Origin of the sequence: Vibrio sp. 10N.261.51.A4, from assembly GCF_041471945.1 — a bacterium.
GTDB classification, from domain to species: Bacteria; Pseudomonadota; Gammaproteobacteria; order Enterobacterales; family Vibrionaceae; genus Vibrio; species Vibrio crassostreae_C.
Window position 1 is genome coordinate 1 of sequence record NZ_JBFRPJ010000065.1, and the last position, 24,572, is coordinate 24,572.

17 protein-coding genes are annotated in these 24,572 nt (G+C 42.3%); 15 read left to right on the forward strand and 2 right to left on the reverse strand.

What is annotated here, in order from left to right:
• The coding region (gene tnpA, locus AB4384_RS14445; protein WP_408063703.1) for an IS66 family insertion sequence element accessory protein TnpA at positions 1-197 on the reverse strand (197 nt) is incomplete at its 3' end.
• 311 nt (positions 198-508) lie between these two features.
• Between tnpA and AB4384_RS14450 the strand changes: the two genes are divergently transcribed.
• The 8 genes from AB4384_RS14450 to AB4384_RS14485 all read left to right on the forward strand — a co-directional run bounded on the left by AB4384_RS14450 (position 509) and on the right by AB4384_RS14485 (position 12,179).
• Entirely contained in the window at positions 509-1,480 is a 972-nt protein-coding gene (locus AB4384_RS14450; RefSeq protein WP_372084059.1) for a hypothetical protein, read from the forward strand.
• Positions 1,481-1,530: 50 nt separating this feature from the next.
• The gene (locus AB4384_RS14455) at positions 1,531-2,664 is read left to right on the forward strand and encodes a PcfJ domain-containing protein (protein ID WP_102320114.1); all 1,134 of its coding nucleotides are present in this window, start codon (positions 1,531-1,533) and stop codon (positions 2,662-2,664) included.
• Positions 2,665-2,942: 278 nt separating this feature from the next.
• A complete protein-coding gene (locus AB4384_RS14460; protein ID WP_372129715.1) occupies positions 2,943-4,685 on the forward strand; it encodes a metallophosphoesterase in 1,743 nt (580 codons plus the stop codon).
• Positions 4,686-4,731: 46 nt separating this feature from the next.
• A complete protein-coding gene (locus AB4384_RS14465) occupies positions 4,732-5,406 on the forward strand; it encodes an HNH endonuclease (RefSeq protein WP_372084053.1) in 675 nt (224 codons plus the stop codon).
• Between the two features lie 9 nt (positions 5,407-5,415).
• Positions 5,416-5,643: a hypothetical protein gene (locus AB4384_RS14470; RefSeq protein ID WP_372084050.1), complete on the forward strand. Its 228-nt coding sequence runs from the start codon at positions 5,416-5,418 to the stop codon at positions 5,641-5,643.
• Positions 5,644-5,940: 297 nt separating this feature from the next.
• Entirely contained in the window at positions 5,941-9,312 is a 3,372-nt protein-coding gene (locus AB4384_RS14475; RefSeq protein WP_372084047.1) for a DEAD/DEAH box helicase family protein, read from the forward strand.
• 135 nt (positions 9,313-9,447) lie between these two features.
• Positions 9,448-10,986 carry an N-6 DNA methylase gene (locus AB4384_RS14480; RefSeq protein WP_372084045.1) on the forward strand — a complete coding sequence of 513 codons (1,539 nt, stop codon included), beginning with the start codon at positions 9,448-9,450 and terminating at the stop codon, positions 10,984-10,986.
• Positions 10,983-12,179, forward strand: a complete 1,197-nt coding sequence (locus tag AB4384_RS14485) for a restriction endonuclease subunit S (RefSeq protein WP_372084044.1) — start codon at positions 10,983-10,985, stop codon at positions 12,177-12,179. Before AB4384_RS14480 ends, AB4384_RS14485 begins: the two co-directional genes overlap by 4 nt.
• Before the next feature lie 121 nt (positions 12,180-12,300).
• Here the strand turns inward: AB4384_RS14485 and AB4384_RS14490 are convergent, their stop codons facing one another.
• Positions 12,301-12,837, reverse strand: a complete 537-nt coding sequence (locus AB4384_RS14490) for a hypothetical protein (RefSeq protein ID WP_372084043.1) — start codon at positions 12,835-12,837, stop codon at positions 12,301-12,303.
• A gap of 259 nt (positions 12,838-13,096) precedes the next feature.
• Here AB4384_RS14490 and AB4384_RS14495 point away from each other — a divergent pair, with 259 nt between their 5' ends.
• The 7 genes from AB4384_RS14495 to AB4384_RS14525 are packed head-to-tail and all read left to right on the forward strand — an operon-like array spanning position 13,097 to position 24,143.
• Positions 13,097-14,758, forward strand: a complete 1,662-nt coding sequence (locus AB4384_RS14495) for a DUF3696 domain-containing protein (RefSeq protein ID WP_372084041.1) — start codon at positions 13,097-13,099, stop codon at positions 14,756-14,758.
• Positions 14,758-15,645, forward strand: a complete 888-nt coding sequence (locus AB4384_RS14500) for a hypothetical protein (protein ID WP_372084039.1) — start codon at positions 14,758-14,760, stop codon at positions 15,643-15,645. The genes AB4384_RS14495 and AB4384_RS14500 overlap by 1 nt, the downstream gene beginning before the upstream one ends.
• A gap of 25 nt (positions 15,646-15,670) precedes the next feature.
• Positions 15,671-17,719: a protein kinase family protein gene (locus AB4384_RS14505; RefSeq protein ID WP_372084037.1), complete on the forward strand. Its 2,049-nt coding sequence runs from the start codon at positions 15,671-15,673 to the stop codon at positions 17,717-17,719.
• The gene (locus AB4384_RS14510; RefSeq protein WP_372084034.1) at positions 17,710-18,534 is read left to right on the forward strand and encodes a serine/threonine protein kinase; all 825 of its coding nucleotides are present in this window, start codon (positions 17,710-17,712) and stop codon (positions 18,532-18,534) included. The genes AB4384_RS14505 and AB4384_RS14510 overlap by 10 nt, the downstream gene beginning before the upstream one ends.
• A gap of 5 nt (positions 18,535-18,539) precedes the next feature.
• Positions 18,540-21,626 (forward strand): DEAD/DEAH box helicase, encoded by a 3,087-nt coding sequence (locus AB4384_RS14515; RefSeq protein ID WP_372129716.1) that lies wholly within the window; start codon positions 18,540-18,542, stop codon positions 21,624-21,626.
• Positions 21,619-22,869 carry a hypothetical protein gene (locus tag AB4384_RS14520; RefSeq protein ID WP_372129717.1) on the forward strand — a complete coding sequence of 417 codons (1,251 nt, stop codon included), beginning with the start codon at positions 21,619-21,621 and terminating at the stop codon, positions 22,867-22,869. Before AB4384_RS14515 ends, AB4384_RS14520 begins: the two co-directional genes overlap by 8 nt.
• Positions 22,869-24,143, forward strand: coding sequence for a hypothetical protein (locus AB4384_RS14525; protein WP_017071517.1), 1,275 nt, complete (start codon positions 22,869-22,871; stop codon positions 24,141-24,143). Before AB4384_RS14520 ends, AB4384_RS14525 begins: the two co-directional genes overlap by 1 nt.
• The last annotated feature ends 429 nt before the right edge of the window (positions 24,144-24,572 follow it).

The following is a 24,572-nucleotide window of genomic DNA, read 5'->3' on the forward strand; positions in this document are numbered from 1 at the left end:
GTTGTCTTTTCAACGATTTCGGCTTTAACAAATCCGACAGATTCCGATTGGCTTGCTGTTTGGAGTTGACGCCGTTTGGCAAAGAACGTGGATAAACTCAGTCCATGCTCTTCACAAAAAGCGCGTTGGGTAACACTGCTGCTTTCATATTGTTCAAACAGTGTTTGCCATTCTAGGTTGGTACGTCGTTTTACCATTTCAACTCTCCTTTGGGTTGGAGAGATGATCTTATTCTTCGTGCTGGTTAATTAGAATGCGGGGTTCGTGACACGCTTACATTTATCATAATAGGAATATTGAACGCCGATTTTTTTAGGTTTGATTGTTTTCGCTTAATAGAATGTCCAGTTTAAATTGTGCCGATCATAAGTTAGCCTCACGGAATAAAATCCGTAAGTAACGAGTTCTTCTTAGCCAAAACGATTTTCACAAGCTTATGAAGCTTATTCGTATGTCCCTTTCTAATATTATGCTTCTCAACGAAATGACTTAAATTGAGAGGCCTATCATGTGCAAACTATCTAGCTACAGCAAATACCAAAAGCGTGTAATCAAGTTCTTAAATGACCAACTTGGTACCGATACGCCTTTCACTTATGAAAGAACCCAAACAAATCACTTAAAAGTACTTATTGATGGTGTGCCTAAGCCTATTTTTACTGGGTCGACGCCATCTGATTTTAAATCCATTAATAATTTCATGGCTGAAGTAAAGCGTGAAATTAGAGCGAGTAAAGTTGAAGAGGATGATTGCAAACCGACTCCTCAATTACCAAATCCGATAGTGGTATCTAACGATAAGCTAATACAGGGGTGCATCAAATCGCTGCGCACACGCTTGCCTATTTTGAAGTCTCAAGAAGAAACTCGTGTTTTAGAGACTCATGAGTTAGAGGATATCAACTCGAATCGCTTAGATGCGGTAAAACATTCTATCTCATTCGCACTACAGGCTCGTAAAGACGGTGTTTACATAAAGCGAAATGAAATGAAAGAGCTTGAGCAAGCAATTCTAAAGCATTTAAATTTCATGCTGCCAACAATGGCTTATTACGCTGAACTTCTCGTTAATAAAAACAAGTGTAACCAGAAGAGTCTTGAACCTTTACCTGCAGAAACCGTGATGAACGAGTCTGATGTTCGAGAGTTTCGAGCTACGACTGTCGTGAGCATAGATTCTCCGTCGAGAGAGAGGGAGAAAGAAGAAAGCCTAACCACTTCTAAAGAAGCAAAAAAGCAGAACATTGCTCATTCAGCTAAACAAACCAAAGATTCCGCCTTAGAGTTGATGACAATGTCAGCGGATAATCGAGTGAGTTTGCTACGAAATCTGACCAAAGCGCAGGCGCTGACACTCATTGATGATTTAAATCATGCGTTAGCTTTGAACCGCGAACAAGATATCGAAGCTGTCGTTGAGTTAATCCGTGATAAAGACTTGCCTTTAGAAGCCATTATTTCTCGTTTAGAGGCCGCTTAAGGTGAAAAAAATTAACCCGCTATCGTTTAACAGTTTGGTGTTTGAATAATATGAAAACTTCTTTAGCAACTATACCTACTAGTTCAATAGGATATAACTTTGATATCGTTATTTGTCATTGGAGCGATCGCTTAACGGCTTATCGCAACTATCCAGATGGTAGACAAGATATGATTGAGGGAGGTATTGGTATTGGCCTAGATTTTATCTGTAATGAGGCGACCAGAGATGGGTGGTTATCTGCCATTCCTAAACCGTTGTTAGCTCAGAGTGAAATTTTTCCAGATCACCAGTACCAAATGCTCTGGCTTGCAGCTAATAGTGTCAACGCTAGAGAGATACTAAATGTTCGACCGATTATTCTAGCGATGCTCTGTGAGCATTACCCTGTTGATAATGAACAGGCTCTAGGACTAGCAAATCAGGGACAAAGAAAGATCCTAGAGCAACTTGGACTTGCAGGCACCAAGTCTGCGTTAAGATTTATCGATAAGTTAGATTTGACGTATGAACGTGCGGGGGAAATCTTCCACGTGATGAAGCTCCTTGATGCCAGAACTTGCCATTATAAGAGGTTCAGTCATTACAAAAAAATCAACTTCTCTAGCTTATCATTAGACAATACACATCCATTTCTGACAGGTACACGTCTAGGTCAATCATTGGAGAACACCGGCTACACAACGCGACTAAAACTAACGTTATGCATCGAAGATTCATTGCGACTTGGTCAAGCGTTGGGAGTACAAGAGCCAATGCAAAACATTGTTCGCCTTGAAAACAATGAGGCTTTGGTTGCGTTGCATGATGATTGGGTGCAAAGACATAACTTAGCTCGAACACAGTCTATGAGGCCCATTGACGCCAATATACCCTATATGCGCTGCCTTTGTAAGACAGACAAGATAGAGCAGATCCAAGATTATGATGACCTATGCAAGGAAGGCGCTGAGATGCGCCATTGTATCGCTGTTTATCATAACCGTATTGCTCAAGGTCGGTATGCTGTATTTAGACTTTTTCAACCTGAGCGAATGACCATTGGGGTTAGTATTCTTCCCGGCAAATCATTTCCCTTTGAAATCGATCAAATTGCTGGCGCTCGAAATAAACTAGCAACCGAAAGTACCCGTAAAGTTATATTTGATTGGCTTGAATCAGCAAGAAAAGCCAAGATAAATTGATTGTTTTTTGTAAGCTTACCAATATCCCACACATTTTATTTTAGGTAAACGGGTCACATAATCAAAACGTAATATCGTATATCGTAGCAGTCCAATAAATCGTGACAAGGAACCTTCATGAATCTTATGCAGCAGTACCGATATAAACGCTACATAGCGAGGAGTCACGAGTTGGCAATATTGCGAGGATAAAATCGCCCAATAGCCAGCGGGCGATTCAATAACCCACTCACCATTCGATAATCATCAATAAACAGCGTCAGCAGTAGGAGCACTCTTTGGCCTTAATTGAAAGCAAATATATTACCACTCTGTTCAGTGAATTAAACCAATACGGCCTGCGTGGTAACAGCGCATTATGGTCCATCTTACCCGTCGAGTTAATCGCCAATAGCGACCGCTACACCACCGTAGGCTTACTTAAATGGGTGGATGATTACGTTGTGGCACTACTTGAGCAAGCAAGGCTTGCATCGAGTGAAGCAGGACTAGTCGGATGGCGAGCAAACGACAGCAATGACATCTATATCGAGTCTCTTAATCAAGGTGGTATGTCGGGTGGGCTACTTGATATACGTTATTGGCAAGAGGTGATGCGGCCAATGCTTGAGCAGCGCTGTCTGCAGCTAGAGCAAGGGTTACAGTTTAAGCAACAGCATCATTTGGAAAGCGTGTTTTTTATTGGCGATCTTCATGCTCAGCAAGATAAATTAACCACTTTGCTCGACAGCCAAGGGCTACCAGAACAGAGTGATGACTCTAATACCACCATTGTCTTCATTGGGGATTTAGTTGATAACAGCCCAAATTCAGCAACCGATCATATCGCGACGCTGAATACGGTTAAAAACTTAGTCGACAATAAACAAGCGCTTTGCTTACTAGGCAACCACGAGTTTAATGCGGTGGGTTGGTACCTAAAGGGCGCTGACGGAAAGCACCTTCGCGATCGCAGTAAAGCAGGCAATCAAAAACAACACGCGCATTTTCTCGCGCAGGTTGGTGAAGACTCGCCATTACATCAACATTGGGTCGAGTGGTTTATGACCCTGCCTTTGTATCTTAATTGTGGCGATATTCGTGCTATTCATGCCTGCTGGCACGAAGAGAGCATCGCACGCTTAGAGCAGTACCTTAATCCAGACCGTTCACTAAAATCAGAACATTGGGAAGAGGCTTTTAATCGTAATCACGAACTGTTTGGTCTAATTGAAACTCTGCTTAAAGGGCCAGAAGCACATTTGCCACAAGGCATTAGCTTTGCAGATAAGAATGGCATTGAGCGTAACGACATTCGTGTTGCTTGGTGGAAAGACGAGTACGCAGTAGATAGCTATCGAGAATTGGCGGTGGTTCCAGCTGCTCAAAAAACATCCATCCCCGATACGCCCGTTGAGTGTGGTGCAATGGCTTACAACACGCCACCTTTGTTTCCTGTCATCGTCGGCCACTACACACTCCCCCTGACACCGTTTCCGCAACCTGTGAGCGAGAGTGTCGTGTGCGTTGATTATAACGCCGCGAAGGAAGAGAACCCATTGGTGGGCTATCACGCTTATCTGCCCGGTTGGGACCAGTCACCCAACGAGTTAATCGGATCGCATGGCTTTGCGTATGCGAATGAACTGAACTGTGTTGAGGTGGTTAGCAACGGTATTACTCAACTGCTAAACGCGATGTTAGCCACGCTACCGGCAGCAAAAGCTGACAATGGCTTTTCTCAAACAGTGAGTGAAGTGCTGCTAACCGAATGGGACCCAATTGGGGTTTATGCCCCTGATGAGGTGGATGAAGATTTGGCGGATGAGTATTCGCAATACGAGCCTGATGTTAATCGGTTGGCACAAACAGGCAATCTTCAGCAACTCGCGGCTTATTTACTGTTAACTGAGCAGCATGTTATTGGTGTTGAGCGAGAAGATGGCGCAGATTACTGCACAAAAACAGCGTACAAATTGGTAGAAAAATGGTCAGAGCTATTATCACAACAAAGTGAAGGTGATTTTGATAGTTTGTTCTGATAATTATTCGATATTTTTACAGTTACTCCAAACCGATGAGTTCTAAATGACTAAATATACAAGAAAAGCCAGTAAACATGGCCAGAAACCAACCTACACATTTACCGAAGTTAATAATCGAACGCTCAACGTGGTTAGAGACAATGATGGTGATCTGTTTGAGTACAATTTTTCTATTGGGCACAAATTTGAAACGTACGCTGGTACACCAGTAGAAATGATTGGTCTTAACCCTAATGGGGGGAACCCAGATTCAGGCTACTACATCATTGTGCGAGAAATTACACCGGAAGGTTTAGGTAAGTTAACAGATGTCAGCGCACAGAATCAGGTTGATAAAATTTATTGGGGTCTTAAACAAGCTGATGATTCTTCGATCAGTGGTGAAATCAATACACAAGAGCCACAGGAGTATGTTGAAGGAGCTGTTAAACAAGTCACTGTTAATAAATATGAAAGGGATCCAAAGGCAAGAAAAGCATGTATCGAATATTACGGTACAAGATGCCAGATTTGCAGTTTCGACTTTGCGAAAAAGTACGGACCTCATGGGGCGGGGTTCATTGAAGTTCATCATATCAAGCCCCTTAATACCATCGCTAAAAGCTACAAGGTAGATCCAGTTAAAGACTTAATCCCAGTCTGTTCAAACTGCCATTCAATTTTACATCGAGGAACAAATCCTCTGAGTGTTGACGGCTTACGCTCAATTCTGAATTAAGGGAGTAAAATGATGGAAAATGAAATAGTTCAACGAATTATCGCACATTTTAACAATGACGAATGTCTCGTTACAGGTAAGAAAAACTATGAAGCGACCCTAAGAGGCAAGACTATCATTGTGAAGTGCAATGGCTGCATTGAAGAAAATATTAAAGTGCTAGATGATGGTTCTATTAGACACAAAGAGATGACATTTAATAGCTTCGTTGAATGGCTATATTGGTATGAGATGTAAGCTTATAAGTCGCTATCATTTACGCGCTTCAATTAGAATACCTCTCGTCAATGAAAGGTATCTATCATGTACAAACAATCAGGCTTTGCTCTATTTAAGAGCATAACCTTGATGTCGTGGTGATCCCCACTCGTGTAAAGACTTACAAATAACTGGCACTATTTCCGACTTTTGCTGCATAAAATGTTATGCATTGTTTCAGAGGAAATATATAACTCAATTGCATACACGGTCATCGTAATAAGAGCAATTATTTGATATAAGGTATGCAATTCAAATTTGGAGTATCAATGGCTTATGGCGACTTCTTTAAACTTCGAACTCATTCGTGAACATAACGAAAAACTGGCAAATTTAGGATACCTCGCTGAGCAGATCCTACATTTAGACCCTGGCAGTGCGATTACGCGATTGCGTGGCTTTGCCGAAGAAGTCACCAAAGAGATTTATGCCATTGATGGTTTAGCAAGGCTTCCGCAGGCAAGCTTTATGGAACTGCTAAAGAACGATGCTTTTATTGATGTCACTGAATCACGCCTTCGAGATCAGCTTCATTTCTTGCGAGTAGAAGGGAATGACACTGCACATGGTGGTGACGGTTCTACGCGTAAAGCTTATGCGGCACTGGGTACAGCTCACTCTTTATCTCAATACCTTGCGATTAACTATTACGGCTTTCAAGTATCCGAGCTCAAAGAGCTTGTATACCCAGAGGCACCTACCTCAAACTCTTTAACGCAAAAGCAACTTGATAAAGTTATTGAAGAGAACGAACAGAAGCAACAAGCGCTGTTTGATGAATTAGAGCGCGAGCGCCAGAAGCGACAAGCAGCAGAAACTCAGGTCGAGCTAACGGCTGAACAACTCAAGCAAGCAAAAGCACAGGCGAAATCGCGTAGTCAACAAACGGCGAACAGCCTTCAATGGGATGAAAATAAAACTCGTCAGTTGTTAATTGATACATTACTGGCTCAGGCTGGTTGGGATATTAACGATCCAGAAAAAGTAGGCATTGAAGTTGAAGTCGAACACCAACCGACAAACTCCGGAGTAGGGTATGTTGATTATGTTCTTTGGGACGACGACGGTACGCCACTTGCCGTTGTCGAAGCGAAACGTTCGCGTGAACATATGCAAAAAGGCAGGGAGCAAGCTCGCTATTATGCTGAAGGTCTAGCAAAGCAACATAACTGTCCAGAGCCGATTGTGTTTTATACCAATGGCTATGAGATTTGTATTTGGGATACCAAGCAATACAACACCTATCGTCAGGTGTTTGGCTTCTATTCCAAAGATAGCCTGAAGTTTTTGCAATACCAGCATTTACATAAAGATCCAAATTTAGAACAACTCAACCCTAGCGCAGACATCGCAGGTCGACCTTATCAGATTGAGGCGATCAAATCGGTGACCAACCAATTCCAAAATCAGCGCCGTAAGGCACTGATTGTTCAAGCAACAGGAACGGGTAAAACTCGTGTATCCATTGCATTAGTTGAGTTGCTACTTCGTTCTCGCTGGGTTAAGCGCGTACTATTCTTGTGTGACCGTAAAGAGTTGCGCCGTCAAGCCGATGGAGCGTTTAAAGACTTTTTACCAAGTGAACCGCGTTGTGTCATCGGGGAGAAAAACCAAGTCGACCAGTCAGCTCGTGTATTCGTCTCGACTTACCCAGGTATGATGAACCGATTCTCACAATTGGATGTAGGCTTCTTTGATTTGATCATTGCCGATGAATCACACCGTAGTATCTATAACCGCTATCGTGACATTTTCGACTACTTTGATGCAATGCAGGTAGGTTTAACTGCAACACCAGTCAAGTTCATTGCGCGTAACACTTATGACTTGTTTGGATGTGAAAATGGCGACCCAACCTTTAACTTCGACCTAGCAGAAGCGATCTCGCATGAGCCACGTTTCCTAAATCCATTCAGAGTAAAAGAGTTCACTACCGAATTCTTACGTGATGGTATCCACTACAGCAAACTCACTCCAGAACAACAAGCGCAGCTTGAAGAAGATCTCGGAGAAGAAGAGGCGCAAAATACCACCATTAAAGGCAAAGACATTGGCAAGAAGATTTTCAGTGTCGAAACCGACAGTGCCATCCTAGAGAACTTGATGGAAAATGGCATTAAAGATGCCACTAAGTCGCTAGTGGGGAAAACCATCATCTTTGCGCAAAACCAAGCGCATGCTGAACAACTTGAGAAACTCTTCTGTGAAGATCTGTATCCACAATACGGCAGTAAAGTGTGTAAGGTGATCCACAATGCCGTTGATCGACCAGAAGCTCGAATTGACGAGTTTAAAAAGCCAGATAACGATTTCCGTATCGCTATTTCAGTAGACATGATGGACACCGGTATCGATGTTCCAGAAGTGGTCAACCTTGTGTTTGCACGCCCTGTGAAATCTTGGGTGAAGTTCTGGCAGATGATTGGGCGTGGTACAAGACTTTGTCCAGATCTGTTTGGCCCCGATAAAGACAAAGAAGAGTTCTTGATTTTCGACCACTATGGCAACTTTGAATATTTTGAAGAAGAGTATGTAGAAGCAGACACTGGCGTTAGCCGTTCACTGCTGCAAACCGTCTTTGAAGCACGCTTACAACTTGCCGATGAAGCTCAAAAGCGTGCCGACGTTAAAGCCTTTGAGCTCGCTTGCGCGCAGATGAAAGCGGATATTTGTGACCTACCCGAAGGCGCAATTGCCGTTCGCCGAGAGCTGAGAAACGTAAAACAGCTCCAAGAAACTGATCAGTTACTCCAAATGAATGGTTCCACTAGGCATTTACTGGAAACTACAATCGCGCCTCTGATGGGAAATCGCACACTAAAAGACAAAGATGCCTCAATGCTGGATCGCTTAACCTCACAAATTCAAAGTGCTCAGTTATCAGGTAGTAGTGAGATCGAAAACCTAAAAGCGGATTACATCTCTCGTTTACAAAACCTAGCAGTGACCATTACAGAAGTGCGCAAACAAGGCGATGAAATCGCAAGAGTGCAAACCCAGAAATACTGGCAAGACATTACGCTAGAGCAGCTTGAAAACACACGCACTAAACTGCGTGGGATCATGAAGTTCAAAAAGAAAGAACTGTCTCCCTATGAGAATATTCAGACAACCACAGCGCAAGATGGCGAGGTTCGTGAAACTGACCGTGTGGTGGTTATCGGTGATGAAACAGAAGCCATGGTTTACCGTAAGCGATTGAAAGACATTCTCGATAAAATGCTAGCTGATAATCCAGTATTGCAGAAGATTCATAACAACCAAGCAGTGACAGAAGATGAACTAAAATCACTGACTTCAACAATTTTAACGCAGCACCCCGGTGTTGATGCGAATGCTTTGAACGCTTTTTATGGAAGAACTTCAGAAGAGCTGAGCCAAACGTTGGTTCAGCTAGTGGGTTTAGACGCCGATCTCGTCAATCAACGCTTTACCGATTTCATTCAAAATAACCAACTTAGCTACAAGCAAGTGCAGTTTTTGAATCAATTGAAACGCTTTATTTGTCAGAACGGGCGTATCAAAGTCGCAGATTTATACGAGGGGCCGTTTGAGCGCCTAACCGATGGCGAAGGCTTAGATATCTTCACCGATTCAAAAGCGGACGAGCTTGAAGCGTTAATGCAGCCATTTTTGATGCCACATTAACCAAACGGTCATTCAAAACACCGAAAAGGGAGTTTGTAAGGTTACGAACTCCCTTATTCATTATAAAATCTCATAATCTACACCTCTTAACTTTGTCGTTTGCAAAGTTAACAGCCACTAAAAGAAGAGCGCATTATGCTAACTGGTCAATTACGTAACGATATCGATGGTCTGTGGGAAAAGTTTTGGACAGGTGGGGTAACCAACCCGCTAGTGGTAATTGAACAGATCAGTTACCTAATGTTCTCTCGCATGTTAGATATGCAAGAAACCACGGCAGAGAAAAAGGCTAAACGTACAGGTAAACCGTTTAATCGCCAGTTTCCGGAAACGCCTGAAGGTCAGTTGCTACGTTGGCAAAACTTCAAAAACATGTCGGGTGCAGAACTGCTTCCTCACCTGCGTAACAACGTTTTTCCTCACTTTTCTGATATCGAGCTAAACGGTTCAGACATTGCGCAGTTTATGGCGGATGCTGATGTGGAGATCCGCAGTGAATCGGTACTGCTATCTGCTGTTGAAATGGTTGATAAGCTTCCGCTCGAGCAGAGTGATGTTAAAGGTGATATCTACGAATATCTACTGAGTAAGCTCTCTTCTGCTGGCATTAACGGACAATTCCGTACACCTCGTCATATCATCGACATGATGGTTGAAATGCTGGATGTGCAACCAACAGATGTGATTTGTGACCCTGCGTGTGGAACCGCGGGCTTCCTTTCTCGCGCAATGGAATACCTAACGCGCACTCACACCAGCCCAGAAAGCATTTACCAGGATGAAGACGGCAATAACGTTTACACCGGTGACATGTTGCACGAATACCAAGATCACATTAATAATAAAATGTTCTGGGGTTTTGACTTCGACACCACAATGCTACGCGTTTCAGCAATGAACATGCTGCTACACGGGGTAAGCTCTGCCAATATCACCTACCAAGACAGCTTGAATAAGAACTTTGCAGGCAAAGCGCAAGAAGAGAATTTCTTCGACAAAATTCTAGCTAACCCACCGTTTAAGGGTAGCCTAGATGAGCAGTCGGTAAATCCGCAAGTGCTTTCAATGGTGAAAACCAAGAAAACCGAGCTGCTATTTGTGGCGTTAATCCTGCGCATGCTTAAGCTAGGCGGCCGCAGCGCAACCATCGTGCCTGATGGCGTCTTGTTTGGCAGTTCAAAGGCACACAAAGACTTACGTCAAGAGCTGATTGAAAACAACCAATTAGAGGCAATGATTTCTCTGCCTAGTGGTGTATTTAAGCCATACGCTGGGGTATCTACCGGTATTCTTATCTTCACTAAAGGCGGCAGCACCGACAATGTCATGTTCTACGACATGCAGGCAGACGGCTACTCACTGGATGATAAGCGTAACCCAATCAAAGACAATGATATTCCAAAAGCATTGGAAAAATGGAAACGTTACAGTGAGCTATACCAAACGAACGATACTGTCGCACTAGCTGCAGAGTTTGGTGATAAAACGCAGAAAGCCTTCATGGTTTCAGCAGAAGACATTAAAGCGCAAAAGTACGACCTTTCTATCAACCGTTACAAAGAAGTCGTTTACGAAGAAGAGGTATACGAAGACCCTAAGGTGATTCTTGGCAAGCTAAAAGCGCTTGAAAATGAGATTCTGACTGATTTGAATGAGTTGGAGGGGATGTTATGAGTTGGCCTTTAATCAGACTTGGAGATTTAGTTTCCGTAAAAGGCGGTAAACGCTTGCCTAAAGGTGAAAGCTATTCCGACGAAATAACCACTCATCCATATATTAGAGTTACGGATTTTAAGAACAACTCGGTTGATATGGATAATTTAGTTTATATTTCGGATGACATTCATGAGAAGATCTCTCGATACATAATTTCTCATGACGATTTGTATATTTCTATAGCTGGCACTATTGGTTTAGTTGGGGTTATACCTAAGGAATTATCAGGAGCAAATCTTACCGAAAATGCTGCCAAGCTTGTTATTCATGACCACAAGCAATTGTGTAAAGAGTACCTGAACTGGTATTTATCTACAGCTGGTCAAGTTCAGATACAAAGTAAAAAGAAAGCTACTAGTCAGCCTAAGTTAGCACTGTTTCGAATTGAAGAGATTGAAATCCCACTCCCACCACTAGCCGAACAAAAACGCATAGCAGCCATCTTAGATAAAGCTGATACCATCCGCCAAAAGCGCAAGCAAGCCATCGACCTAGCAGATGAGTTCCTACGCAGCGTCTTTTTGGATATGTTTGGTGATCCGGTTACTAATCCAAAAGGGTGGAAGGTTTCTCCTATGAAGAAGCTGATTGATATTCAAGGGGGCTATGCATTTAAAAGCGGAGATTTTGGCGAGACGGGCACTCCTGTTGTGAAGATTGGTAACGCAAATAAACTTGGATTTACAACAAAGGGTATTGCTTTCATTGAACCGGATAACCCGGAGAAATTAAAGCAATATGAACTTTATGCAGGTGATTTACTAATGAGTCTAACGGGCACTGTTGGTAAAGATGACTATGCAAATATTACAGAAGTTACAAATGCGTACAGTAAATATTATCTTAATCAGCGAGTGGCGAAGATCTCCATTCTAAGCCCAGTAATGAAAAGTTATTTAAAGTACTATTTTGCGAACCCAAAAGTTAAGTCTGAAATTACAAAGAATAACCGTGGGGTTAGACAGGCAAATATAAGTAACAATGATATATATGATTTGGATGTTCCTGTACCTGATGAAGATAGTTTACGAAAATTTGCAGTATTGGCAACTCGAATGCAAGACCTTAGACATAAGATTAAGTTACAACCTAAGTCAGATAGTGAGCTATTTAACGCATTATCCCAAAAAGCCTTCTCCGGCGAACTTTAAACTAAGCCCTAAATAAACCCTCACATTAGCAATGCTGAGAATTTTCAGCATTGCTATCAACAACAATGGCCATCCTTCATTGTTTATCCAGCTAAATCCCTTGAATGACTATCAGGCTCAGTTACGAAAACGGGTCATCAAAACTTGAACTCCCACAGCAAAAACTGTCATCGTCAAATAGGCTAGTGTCATCGAAACAACTGTTTGTACTGTCGTCGAACAAACTGTTGTTCATGCTATCGTCACTCAGTGAACTGATCGAGTCGTCAAAGAGGCTAGTACTATCAAAGCTATCTGATGAATCTATGCCGAATGGATTGCCTTCCACATCCACACCTCCTATGCCACCTACCATAGGTAACCCGTTTGCAGGGTTAATTGCATTGTCATCGAACGTTGTGGTGTCTTCTGAAAACAGAGTGCTTTCAATAGTGTCGGATTCAAACAGATCATCTTGGTTGTTATCGGGCGTGGTGTCTGAATGTTCACTGCCTGAAGCTGTATCTGAAGTTGAAGCCATAGGGGAAAAATCGCTGGTCTCAGTCATGTGAGAGACGAAAAAGTAGCTAAACACTCCGATGAAGATCCCGAAAGGTATCGCCAGCGAGCCAATCATGAGGCCGATGGCAGGAAAAAGAATAGCTAAGATATATTTCATATAGAGCCTCATCACTCGGCATGTTAGAAAACTAGATGTTCAAATCATCCTTATGTCTAAACAATAGCAACCCAACCATTTTGTGTTGTTATCAATGTTGAGATTTGCAGTCCATCCTTCACTAATAGTATTGACTCAATTTTTAATTTGTATATGTGATGTCAACTCTATAAATATATGCAATTTGATGATAATAGTATGAGTTAACTCGCTGATTTGTATCAGCATAACCACTTAAAGTTAATGATTACCGCTGAAAATGAATATCACCAAGCTATCTCTAACCAATTTCCGCTCATTCCAGCAAACACAAACTATCGAGTTTGCACCAGTCACTTTATTGTTCGGCCCAAATAGTGTCGGTAAGAGCAGTGTCCTTATGGCTCTGTTCTACTTACAGCATGTAATTAATAAGGGGCAATGTGACCCTCAGCGAATTGAAGCGCTCGGTAATAAATACGTTGGCGGCTTTAAGAATCTTATTAACGGTAAAGATCTCTCTAAAACCATGGTAATCAAGGTTGAGTACCAGAAACCAAAAAATCAAGCAGGACACAGCTTCGATGATAGCACTTGGTTTATTGAGGGTTTACATCAAAAAGCGGCTCAGTTAGGTGAGTCCGTATCTGAACCTTTACTCCATATGAGTAGCCCTAGTGAATGGGCCGACGAGATCGCGATTGAGTTTGAAATCAAGTGGTCTCACGCTGAAAAAACAGCGTTTGTCTACCGCCAATCTGTATGGTTAGACAACGAGTTCATTCTTGAAGTGAAGAACACCAAGCCGAACGACAACGCTGAAGTGAGCCGAGTTAACTATCTTCATCCTTTATTTAAAACGGATGACGAAGATGACACAGAAATGGCTTATCGGGAAGATGGCTCCTGCGGTGAATTTCATCACCATGTTTTAGAAGCAGCAACCTCTACCCCGATAGATGTATTGTTACCGAATAGTCAACGAAGGTTTGTTCACGCTCCATTTCACTTTCAATCTCGATCAGGTGCACTACCAAGGCTAGATAAAAGGTTAGAAACGAGCTTAGAGTCCGAACATGACTTGATTACTCGCAGAATCGAGGAGATTTTTAGTGATGTGATTGTCGCATCGCTCGCCAACCTAAACGATGTTCTTTCAGACAGCGTTGCTATTGGACCACTAAGACAAATTCCTGATTCTACTTTCGATGCTGAAGATAAGGTGATTCAAAAGGATTGGTACTCGGGTAAGGCGAGTTGGGACACCATTTTCAATGCCGATATGGAGGTGGTTCATCGAGTTAACCGCTGGATGGCAGGCCGTGATTGGCTTGATCTTGGTTATGCCTTGGTTGAAAAGTCTGAGCAAGGGCGAATCGACTATATCAATGATGGCGATAAGTTTAGTGATTTCACACGTAGACAACTGGATGAAGCGTCGAGCGAAGGTGTCAACCATAAGTATTTTTCTTCACGAGAGTATCAACACGACGTGGTTACCTTGTGGGACCTTTCAAATGATATTGAGGTTTCAGCAAGTGACGTTGGTGCCGGCATTTCACAAGTTTTCCCCTTGGTGGTTGCGGCAGAGTCTAACAAGCGTGGCCTGATTTGTTGCGAGCAACCTGAATTACATTTACATCCCAAAGCACAAGTTTCATTGGGTGATTTGCTAACCCAAACAGACAGTAAAAACCATTACCTCATTGAAACTCACAGTGAGCATTTAATTCTGCGCTTACTTCGCCGTATCAGAGAAACGACAGATCAAGCGTTGCCAAGTGGCTTTACGCCAGTTAGCAAAGCGGATCTCTCTATTGTCTACCTAGAGTCTTCTGATGCAGGAGTTGTGGCACATAAAACACTGCTTACCGATGATGGTGATTTAGAAACAGGTTGGCCGAGTGGTTTCTTTGATGAAAGAGATGAGGAGCTTTTCTAATGTACAAGGAGATTGCACTCGACCCTCACTGTATGTCGGAATATCACTATTATGCGTTGCTTAAAAGTGCCTTTGGTTTTGAAAATGGTCGATATCTGGTAGCCCCAACTAAAGAGTGGGTTAGGGAGGCCTATCAAAGTGTTAAGGCTTCTGATATTGCGCCAACTAAGAAAAAGTCAGTGACTAATTTTCTTAATAAGTTGCAGCGAGATAAAGCGAATCCTTTCATTGTGTTACCAAAAGATCGAGCAGATTCAACACTGCAGAGTGGGTATGAGAATTGGCTCAATTGGATGACATCACAACACTCACTAAGAGCATTCAACGCCGTTGTGTCAGAGCAAGCGGGCGCAGAACATATCAATTATGAGCAGATCATTGATGGAGACACGAGTTGGTCGATTCCTCCAACACTTTGGATCGATAAAACCGAGCACAATCTCTTAGAGGTGACGGTTCCACTACTAAATGTGGGCAAAGATCTAATCATTGCGGATCCCTATTTTAAACTCCCAGGTAATGCATTACTCAAAGCTATTTTGCGTAGGGCAATAGCTGCAGGTGTCCGCAGCGTGAGTATAGTGACCACAATGGATTGCAGTAATTTATCAGGTGTTTTTGAACGTGAGTATCAAGCTTCAATGGTTGATTTGCCTTTGGTGAATTATATCCGTGTGCCACATGGGTTTATACACGATAGATATCTATTGAGCGACAAAGCGGCAATAAAAGCGGGACAAGGCTTTTCAACGGCACCTGAAAAAGGCCTGCAGTCGGATCGATTAAGCATCAGTTTGTGCGGTTTAGAAGAATACAGAGAAACCAAAGCGTGTATCGACGAGTATCAAAACAAGCATCCAGAAATGTGCACGCGTTTGGGTGAATAATAAAACAATGGCTTAGATAAATATTATGGAATTACAGTTTAAGGATGTATCCGGTAAAGACAATATTGGCGATTTTACTTGGATCCATCAATCAGGGCGTCAGGCACTTATCGCAGACCTGGTATCGGGTTGCGACGTTGCTAGGGGGATAGACCTGCTAAGTAGTTGGTTAACCGTGAATCAAACTAATGAGCTGTTTGTCGCGGAACAAGTGATAGAAGATCTGCATCAACTCTTTTTCAACAATGGGGTTCAATCTACATTTGGCATCATCACTCAGAAGGCAGAAGAGTTTGAATTGTCTTGGGTAGGAAATATTCGGCTTTATCGAGTTGAGAAGGGGGTTAAAAGAGCCGAATCTCGCGGCTTTGAATCACAACCTATTTCTGTTGTTGGTAGTGAGGTCACGCCTATCGTTCATCACATGAACCTTGATAATGATGGGATTTCGAAGTTCATTTTAACCAGTGACGGTTTAAGCAGCCAAATGATGTGTGAGCTTAATTTAACCTCTGATGCTCTAACCAGTGGCCAACTGCAAAAAAAACTGCTTCCGGCGGTTGTTGACCAAGACTGGTCTGCACTTATCTTTCCGATGTCGAACTCGCACTCTTTTGTAGAAAATGACTGGCCATACAATCCGTTTGTTGGGGCACAAGAAGAGCGTTTACATGAACGCCGAGGCTTAGCTGAATTAGCAACACAACTTTTCACACAACCGCTTTTCGAAGGTTTTAGAATTGTCTCTTGCCCGCCGATCTTGAGTGAAAACTCATCCCGTTTGTTTGATGGACTGCTTATTTATCCGTTTGGTGTGATTCCGCTTGAATTGAAAGATCATCACGGCAGTATCGCAGTTGATATGTGCACGAACAAACGAAACAGCTTGTTGGTCGATAATGATATGGGTCGCACTTACCTCTCGAATCCGGTCACTAAGCTCAGAGAAGCCTTAAGAAGGTTTGGAGATCTACCTGAGTTAAAAGCGCTGCTGCCAGAATTAAAAAATACTGGCTTAGTACTATTTACGAATCGTAACGCCAATGTTGAGTGTATTTATGATGGTCAAACAGTTTCGGCTCCTTTTATGGAGATGGGGGAAGTCATTGTTGCGCAAGCCGAACAGGTATCTTCGCTACTCGTTAAGTTCTGCCGCTCTCGATTTGGTAAAAAACCAAAACGGCGTTTGCTTGAATCGGAAATAAATCGGCTCGTTCAGGAACTGACTGCATCTCCTGTTGAACAGTATCAAGGTGCCATCAACGTTGGAGATTATGAAGTAGAGCTGGAAGCGGTTGAGTCGGAGTCAACAGATTACTTTACCGTTTACAACGCCGTTCTATTTAACGAACAGGTTTGGGCGAAGTGCTTTAATTTAGATCACTTAAGTGCTGTACATCGCCAAACCGAGCTCAAGAGCTTGGGCCGAGAAGCTCTAGTGCTTAAGCGCTTAAGCAGAGTGGATGGGGTTCAACGCTATCAAGATAAGGAATTACTTGAAGACAAGTTTTATGTGTTCGTTGAAAAAGCTCCTGCTGTAACACTTGAACAATGGCTTAGTGCGAACCCTACAAGAGAAGAAAAACTCAACCTACTGATCGAATTAGCAGAAACCATCCAACAGATTCAGAGCGTGGGTGACCCCGAGATTATTCATCGAGCCATTAACTTATCAAATATTCGTGTCACCGAACGAAGCGAGCCAATGTTGATAAATTTCGAGTTATGTCAGCAAGAAATGGTTGCGACACTGCCCCTAAATGCTAGAAGAACGTTCGAGCAGAAGTACCAAGCGCCGGAAGTAAATGAACCTGGTCAGTCTTTAACGTTTTCTTCCGATATTTTTAGTCTGGGATTAGTCGTGTTTTATTCGTTAAGTGGGGAACTGCCGTTTGAGCAATCGACAAAAGAATTAGTCAGTAAGGGACGCCGCCCAGCATATTGGAAACAGCTGTGCCAAAAGTTAGAGCTATCAGGACAATATGCTGAGTTTTGGCAGAGAATACTTCACGTTACACCTAAATACCGTCCAACAATTGAGCAAGTGATAGAGGTCTTAAAGACATGGAAATGACGACAAGTGGCTATGCCAAACAATACCCCAAGGAAAAGGTAATCTATCAGTGCGAAGCGACGAAACGTGCTTTTTATCGCGTCAAATTGCCTCAGCTTGGTTTGTATTACGGGTTAAAAGAGATTGAGGTCGAGGATCTTAAAGCTAGTAAAGCCATTAAAAATGAGATTGTTGCTCTAAACCGCTTGCCCTTTGGTGTTGCAGCTAAATGCCATCAATATTGGCAGGAAGGAAATAAACACTATCTACTTATGGATTGGGTTGAAGGTAAGCCCCTGAATGAGTTTGTAACGGTGGCACCAAATAATCGTAGAGAGTTTGCACAACGCCTGCGCTTGGCAGAGAAAATTGGTTGGAAGTTGGTTGAACTTCATCGCTACCGTGTGACTCATCGAGACCTTAAACCAGAAAATATCATTGTTCACAGCGACAAAAGTCAGAATGTCGCCGGGGTCAGTTTTATTGATTTTGGTTTATCCAACCAAAAGCGTTACCTTGAGGAAGGGACAGCACATTATCGCTCCCCGGAGCAAGAATTTGTGAGACACGTGAGCCTCACACAGTCGTCGGACATTTTTTCATTCTGCCAACTTATTCACTATTTATTGACGGGCCAACCATTGGTACTTCAGCCAAATTTTGATAATTCGGATTGGGATGAGATGAACATTCACTTACCTACCTCTATACCATCAAAGCTCCATGATACATTGCAGCAGGGGCTAACGTTCGACTGTAATAAACGCAGTAAACAAGTATTTACTATCGTCAAAGCCTTACAAGAGGCTTCTAAGCAACTCAATAGCAAGGGGTAATCGTAATGTCTGCATACAATCAAACTGTGCCTTTTTGGCCGGAAGATAAATCAGCTAAATATAATTCCGTTCTTCCTCTATTGTATCGTTTAGAAAACAATTACTTGGACAAAAACTGGCCTGACAATGGTGAAGGGCAAGAGGCGGTTATAAGCCAACTAAAGTCAACTAATAAAGCTTGGGCTTCTTCATTTAAGCCGAAAGATACCGTCATCGTTACCTTACTTATTGGTAAATATAAAATCACAATTAATGTTGCCAAGAGTGAAGAAAAACCTAGGCTTTGGATAAGTCGCATTTATTATGCCAATAACCAAGACCGTCAGCGTATGCTGGAGCACGGGACTTTGCTTGAATTCGATGGTATTGAGTTTCTGACTGGCCGCGAATTTGGAAATGGATTGGAAGCTCGTGATATTAGGTTTAAGTATGGCTTGTACGCAACCGAGTTACTCGATGCAATCAATTCTCCATGGAATGTGGAGGGCGAGGAGCTAGAACCAGAACAAGCAGAAGAGGAGGCGCTTTGCTACGAAGAGCAAGAGATGGTCGATGTGTTGCGCTGTTTCATTGACTCTGAGTATGAACTCGAAAGAATTGCGGCTCAGCAATGTATGCCTTTCAATGCGACCTCTATCAGTGCTCGAAGTGAGCGAACAACCTACCGTCTTCACTATGAAATTACGTTAGATGAATTTGATTATTCCCGCTTACTTGAAGTACAACCAACGCTGCTTGAAATGCTCGACGAAATGCGAGAGCCAACAGATATATTATTAGAGGTGGCGGATCTCACCCCTATAGAGAATGAACCTATCATTCACGTTAGCATCGAGAAACAAGCGTTAAATTCACAAATACCAGATCAAGCGCTTTTGGCTATTGCGGCTCTACCGACGTTAAAGAAGGTAAGAAACTCCGTTGTAGATTCTTTAGAGTCTGAGTCATCCAAAAACCCATGGTTGTTACCTTTAGCCGCTAAAGTGTATCAACATGAGCCTCTTACCCCAGTTAAGGTTCCATTACCTCCAAGTAAATTTCCACCGACACAGTCGCAAGTCAAAGCGATTGATAGTGGTGCTGGTAGTAATGATTACACTTTGGTTCTAGGGCCTCCGGGCACAGGTAAAACCACGGTTATTCTTCAGTGGGTGAAGTACTTCGCGGCGCAGGGTAAACGTGTTCTTGTGACATCGCAAAACAATAAAGCGGTCGACAATGTACTAGAACGTTTGGCTGAAGAAGACGATTTTGAGTGTTTACGTATAGGTAACGAAAATAAAATCAGCTCTTGCTTGGAGGACATTACACTCGATAATAAAGCCGCTGAATTGCAAGCGCGTATGTTTAGTTCAGCCGATGAGACACTGAAAAACCTAGAGTCTCAACTCACTTATATTCATGAACTGCTTGCGAGTAGAAATGAAATTATCGCGAAAATGGATAATGCAGATAAAGTTCAAAGTGATCACATCCATCATATTAATAGGCAGAAAAGCTTACACGTAGAGTTGGCTGAAATAGAATCGCATATTCTTTCTCACGACAATGTTATTCGTCGATTAAATGCTCAATTAAAAGAAATTGAGCAAAAAGAGTGGCCGATTTTTAAGTCTGTTTCTCGATGGATAAACACTAAAAAGACCAATCTAGTCAATAGCCGTATAGAAAGCTCTCATATAAAGTCTGGAAAACTTAGCGAATCACGAACAACGACTATGGCCTCTATTGCCAATACAGAGAAGTCTATAGAGGAAGCTCAACAGCTTATTGAAAGCTGTAATCAACAGATTGATGCTTACTTTAGAAAGGTCACTTCCCTAGTTGATGAGGTAGTTCTGCCAGGGCAGTCTGAGGACAGAGTAACGAAATTAGAACTGGTTCAATTGGATGAACTGTTGCGTAAAGTTTCGGGTATTCATAGCAACCTCACGCAGTGGTTCAATAAATTGAAAACCGAGCGTCAACAGGCGCTGTATAAAATCTTAATCGAAAACGTAAACGTGGTTGGTGCTACTTGTATTGGTATCAATACCAAAGCCCTATTTAGAGAACTCGACTTTGATGTTGTGATCGTAGATGAGTCTGGTCAGATACAACTCCACAACTTGATTGTCCCTTTGTCCCGAGCCAATAAAGCGATATTAGTAGGGGATCATAAGCAGTTACCGCCTGTCGTCAGTGATGAAGTACTGGAAGAAGTTGAAGCTAAAGACTTCGGAGACTACAAAGACCTTTATCGACTGAGTTGGTTTGAGCACCTATGGAATGCCGCTCCGGACGACCGAAAAATCATGCTGGATACACAATTCCGCTGTCCTTCCATTATTAGTGATTTTGTCTCGGAAGCTTTTTATGAGGGCAACTATTTTGCTGGTGTCGGTATGGATAAGAAAAAACCGCTACTGTCATATTGCCCACAGCCGATGATTTGGATAGACACGACTTGGTTAGAAAATAAAGGTGAAAAGTCGACATCAGAAGAGGGCAGAGCGGTGGTGCAAGATAACGTTTGTGAGACAAATCTAGTTATTGAGCTTCTTAAGTCTTCAATTCAGGAGATGCCAGAACTTGCTGAGAACCGAGAGATAGGGGTTATTGTTCCCTACGCAAATCACGTGAAAGCCATCCAGAACGCAATACGCAGAGAACAAAAGCGTGGTGAGCTACTGGAACTCAAGATGCCACTAAATGAACTGGTTGCTTCTGTAGATAGTTTCCAGGGGCAAGAACGAGATTTGATCATATTCACATTCACGCGTTCGAATCGACAAGGTAAGGTTGGATTCCTTGCGGATTGGCGCCGACTTAATGTTGCTCAAACACGAGCTAAGAAGCAGCTTGTAATGATCGGTGATTCTCAAACATTGACTAAAGGTGCAGACCGAGATAGTGCTCATGATGTGGAATTCAAGAGAGCGATGGTGCTGCTGAAGAGTCAGTGTTATGAGAAAGGGGCGCTAATCCAAGCGAGCCGTTTTCTTCCTAACGAAAAAACGGTTCAACGACCGCAAAACCCATCATTTCAAAACAAGCGTAAAGCACCGCAGAACCGCCACTCTAAAACAATGTTGGTAAGTAAAAATGGCTAAAAAGAAAACAAATAGTAATCCTTACTTCAATGTCTTGAAGAGTTACGCTGAAGTACTAAATTCTCAGATCGGATCTGATGAAACGCTCTTTTATGTTCGAGATAGTCTGTTACCGATTCTAAATGTGAAAATATTGGTAAAAGAGCGAAGTAGAGAGGAGTTAAGTGATATAGATTTAATGATCTTCAAGTTGATAGAGCAAGGTGTCAGTTCTGTTCAATCTATCGTAACTTTGACTGGTTTAGCAGAAAAACTTGTCACAAAGCACTTGAGTGAAATGGCAGGCCGTTCCTTTGTTACTTTTATTGATGGAAGGTTTAAATTAACAGCGTTGGGGGAAGAGACGCTTGAACACGGTGTCCCAATTCGCACCGTGCAGCGAGCCTATCGCTATTGTGCTGTTTCAGAACAACTGCTGCCGAAAGATGCGTATAAGTTACCTTACACCGAGGTAGATAAGCTTCGCTCTAGCGACTTTACACGTACGATTAGCTCGAACCATATCTTAGAAGAGTCTCAATTAGTTAACCTTAAAGGATTAGACTTATCAAAGGTCAGTTCGAAAAGAGCACTTGGTATTACCGACGAAGCATTATCCTTTGACGAGATTATTGGGTACTCATCTGGTTATCTTCAAACACGGGTCTTTTTGGTCGGCAAAAATAAGCCTCAAAGAGCGATTGTGGCATTTGGAGAAACCTGCGTTGAATATGATTTAGAGGGAATATTGGCGACAGTTACAGCATTAAATGACGAAAATATCATAGGTAACTTAAACGAGTTTCATCAAAGGCAAAAGGTCTCTTTTGGAGATGGAGAAGTCACACTTGATGAGTTCGGTCTCCCAGTTGTCAATATTACGCGAGCAAATCTCGATTGGTTGTCAAAAGGGTTAGAGTCAGGGCAGAAAGCCATCCTTATGTGTGGGACTCAAGCTTTACCTGCCAAGCCTATAGGCTTGAAAGCTTGGGGTAGGCTATCAAGTATATCTGGCTTGACCATTCGTTACTGTCTGCTTGAGGAAGAGTTACAAAAGGATGCATCTAGCCTAAGGGAGTACACTGATTTATGTGATTCGTATATGAGAATTCCTCGAGACGAAAGACCTTATTCAAAGCTAAGTGCTTACATTGAAAATACACTATCGGTGGAAGAGATAGTGCATGTACGTGTACTTGCTGAGCGCTATTCTATAGCTAGGATCAGTAATAATTTACCCAAGACAGAGGCGGTTGAAGCTTAATGGCTGAGTATAAATGGCAGGGGTGGGGATTTTTACCGCTCTTTATCTCAAAGAAATCATTTTTAGAACTTGTGAACTCAGGAAATTGGAAACATTGGAGCGAAGATTTACAAGATCATGAGATCAAAGATATAAGACGCTTCTATACTCGATCTAGTGCCGATTTGTTAAGGCCAATGAAACAAGGTCGCTACGTGTTTGAAGCTAAATTGAGTGATAGCCCGTTGTTATCTTTGGTACCTAATCAACAATCGTTTAATCACGAATTTTCGGTCTGTATTACCAAGCTACAGCTTCTCCAAATGGGCGAGGTGAGTCTGCTTTATTTGCATTTTGAATCTAGCGATAACCTAAGTGCAACTAGTATTGCTGAGCTCAATAGAACTGTTTTTCAATGGGAGCCGAGAACGGAAAGGCATAATGTTTGTCTATGGGAGGATTCAGAACAACAAAAGAAAGGATTAAAGCAACACATTAGTGACTTACTAAGCCTTCCTCTAAGCAATAACAGCCACTATGAAGAAGATGCTTTTGGTCATGAGCTTGTTAGTTGTTCTTGGATTAAGCAAGTAAGTGATTTTGACCAATCTGACACTATTTGTGTGAGTGAGCTTAGCGCAGGAATCAATTTTTCTAACCCTAGGTATAAGCTCTCTGAAAACGAAAAACAGAGGCTTATCGAGAACCAATTTCACTACTGGTCTGATTGGCGCTGTCAATTTAATCTGAATCGTCTTGTTTTTGTAGATCAAACCCCAGGAGAATCATCACTAAACTGGAACTTAGCAACGAACCAGTACTATCTTGATTTGTTAGCCGCGGTAATTTGCCAACGAACAACGCTCGGTCGTTTTAAAGATGAGATGATTTTAAGCCCGAACAAACAAAGAGCGAGGCTTTACGAACGGATATCCCTATTTAGACGATCGTATAAAATGTCTCATGTCTCTACTTACCCTTTTGCAGAGAGATTGTATCAATATCTGTGCTGCCAAGCAGATTTAGAGTTAATAGAACAAAAAGCATTCGTCGAGCTGGAGCATAACCATGCGTTATGGAAGCAAGAGAAAGACGAATCATCCAACACGGTTTTGTTGTTAGTATCACTTGTGGCTGCTTTGCTCGTCCCCGCCAGCTCTATAGCCACAATTATGGCATTAACAAAAGAACAAATGAATCTAACCTTTTGGGCTATATCTGGAAGTATCACTCTAGTTACCGCGATTGTAATGGTGTGGCCGCCACTTAAACGTTATTTGAAAAGTAAAGATTGATGAGAGAACCAGAATCGAGCAGTAATTTTGTAATTGAACTTATTATCGGCATTGTATTGGTTGTGTCTCTTGATTCGGCCTTAATAGCTGTACTAAATATTAGCTTAGTACGGCTAACTGGTAACCAATTGGTGGATGTTTTGTTAATGAGTTTGTTCTTTTTTGGTTTGTATATGACAAAAGTATCACTGTGGCTAAGGGTGCGATTAGTGTCTTTTATCTATAGGTTTTGCAAGTAAACTTCTTAGCTACTTTACCCAAATATGACTCTTTCTATAAACTCTCAGCTCAAACACGCAGGGAGTTTCTCATTTTGAGCATTCATAAGCTTAAGAATACCAATCTGAATTATCTAACTTTTATCATAGCGTTCGAACAAAGAAGGGTTTAGCGCATATGACGATACAATGTAAGCGTGCCATGAACACC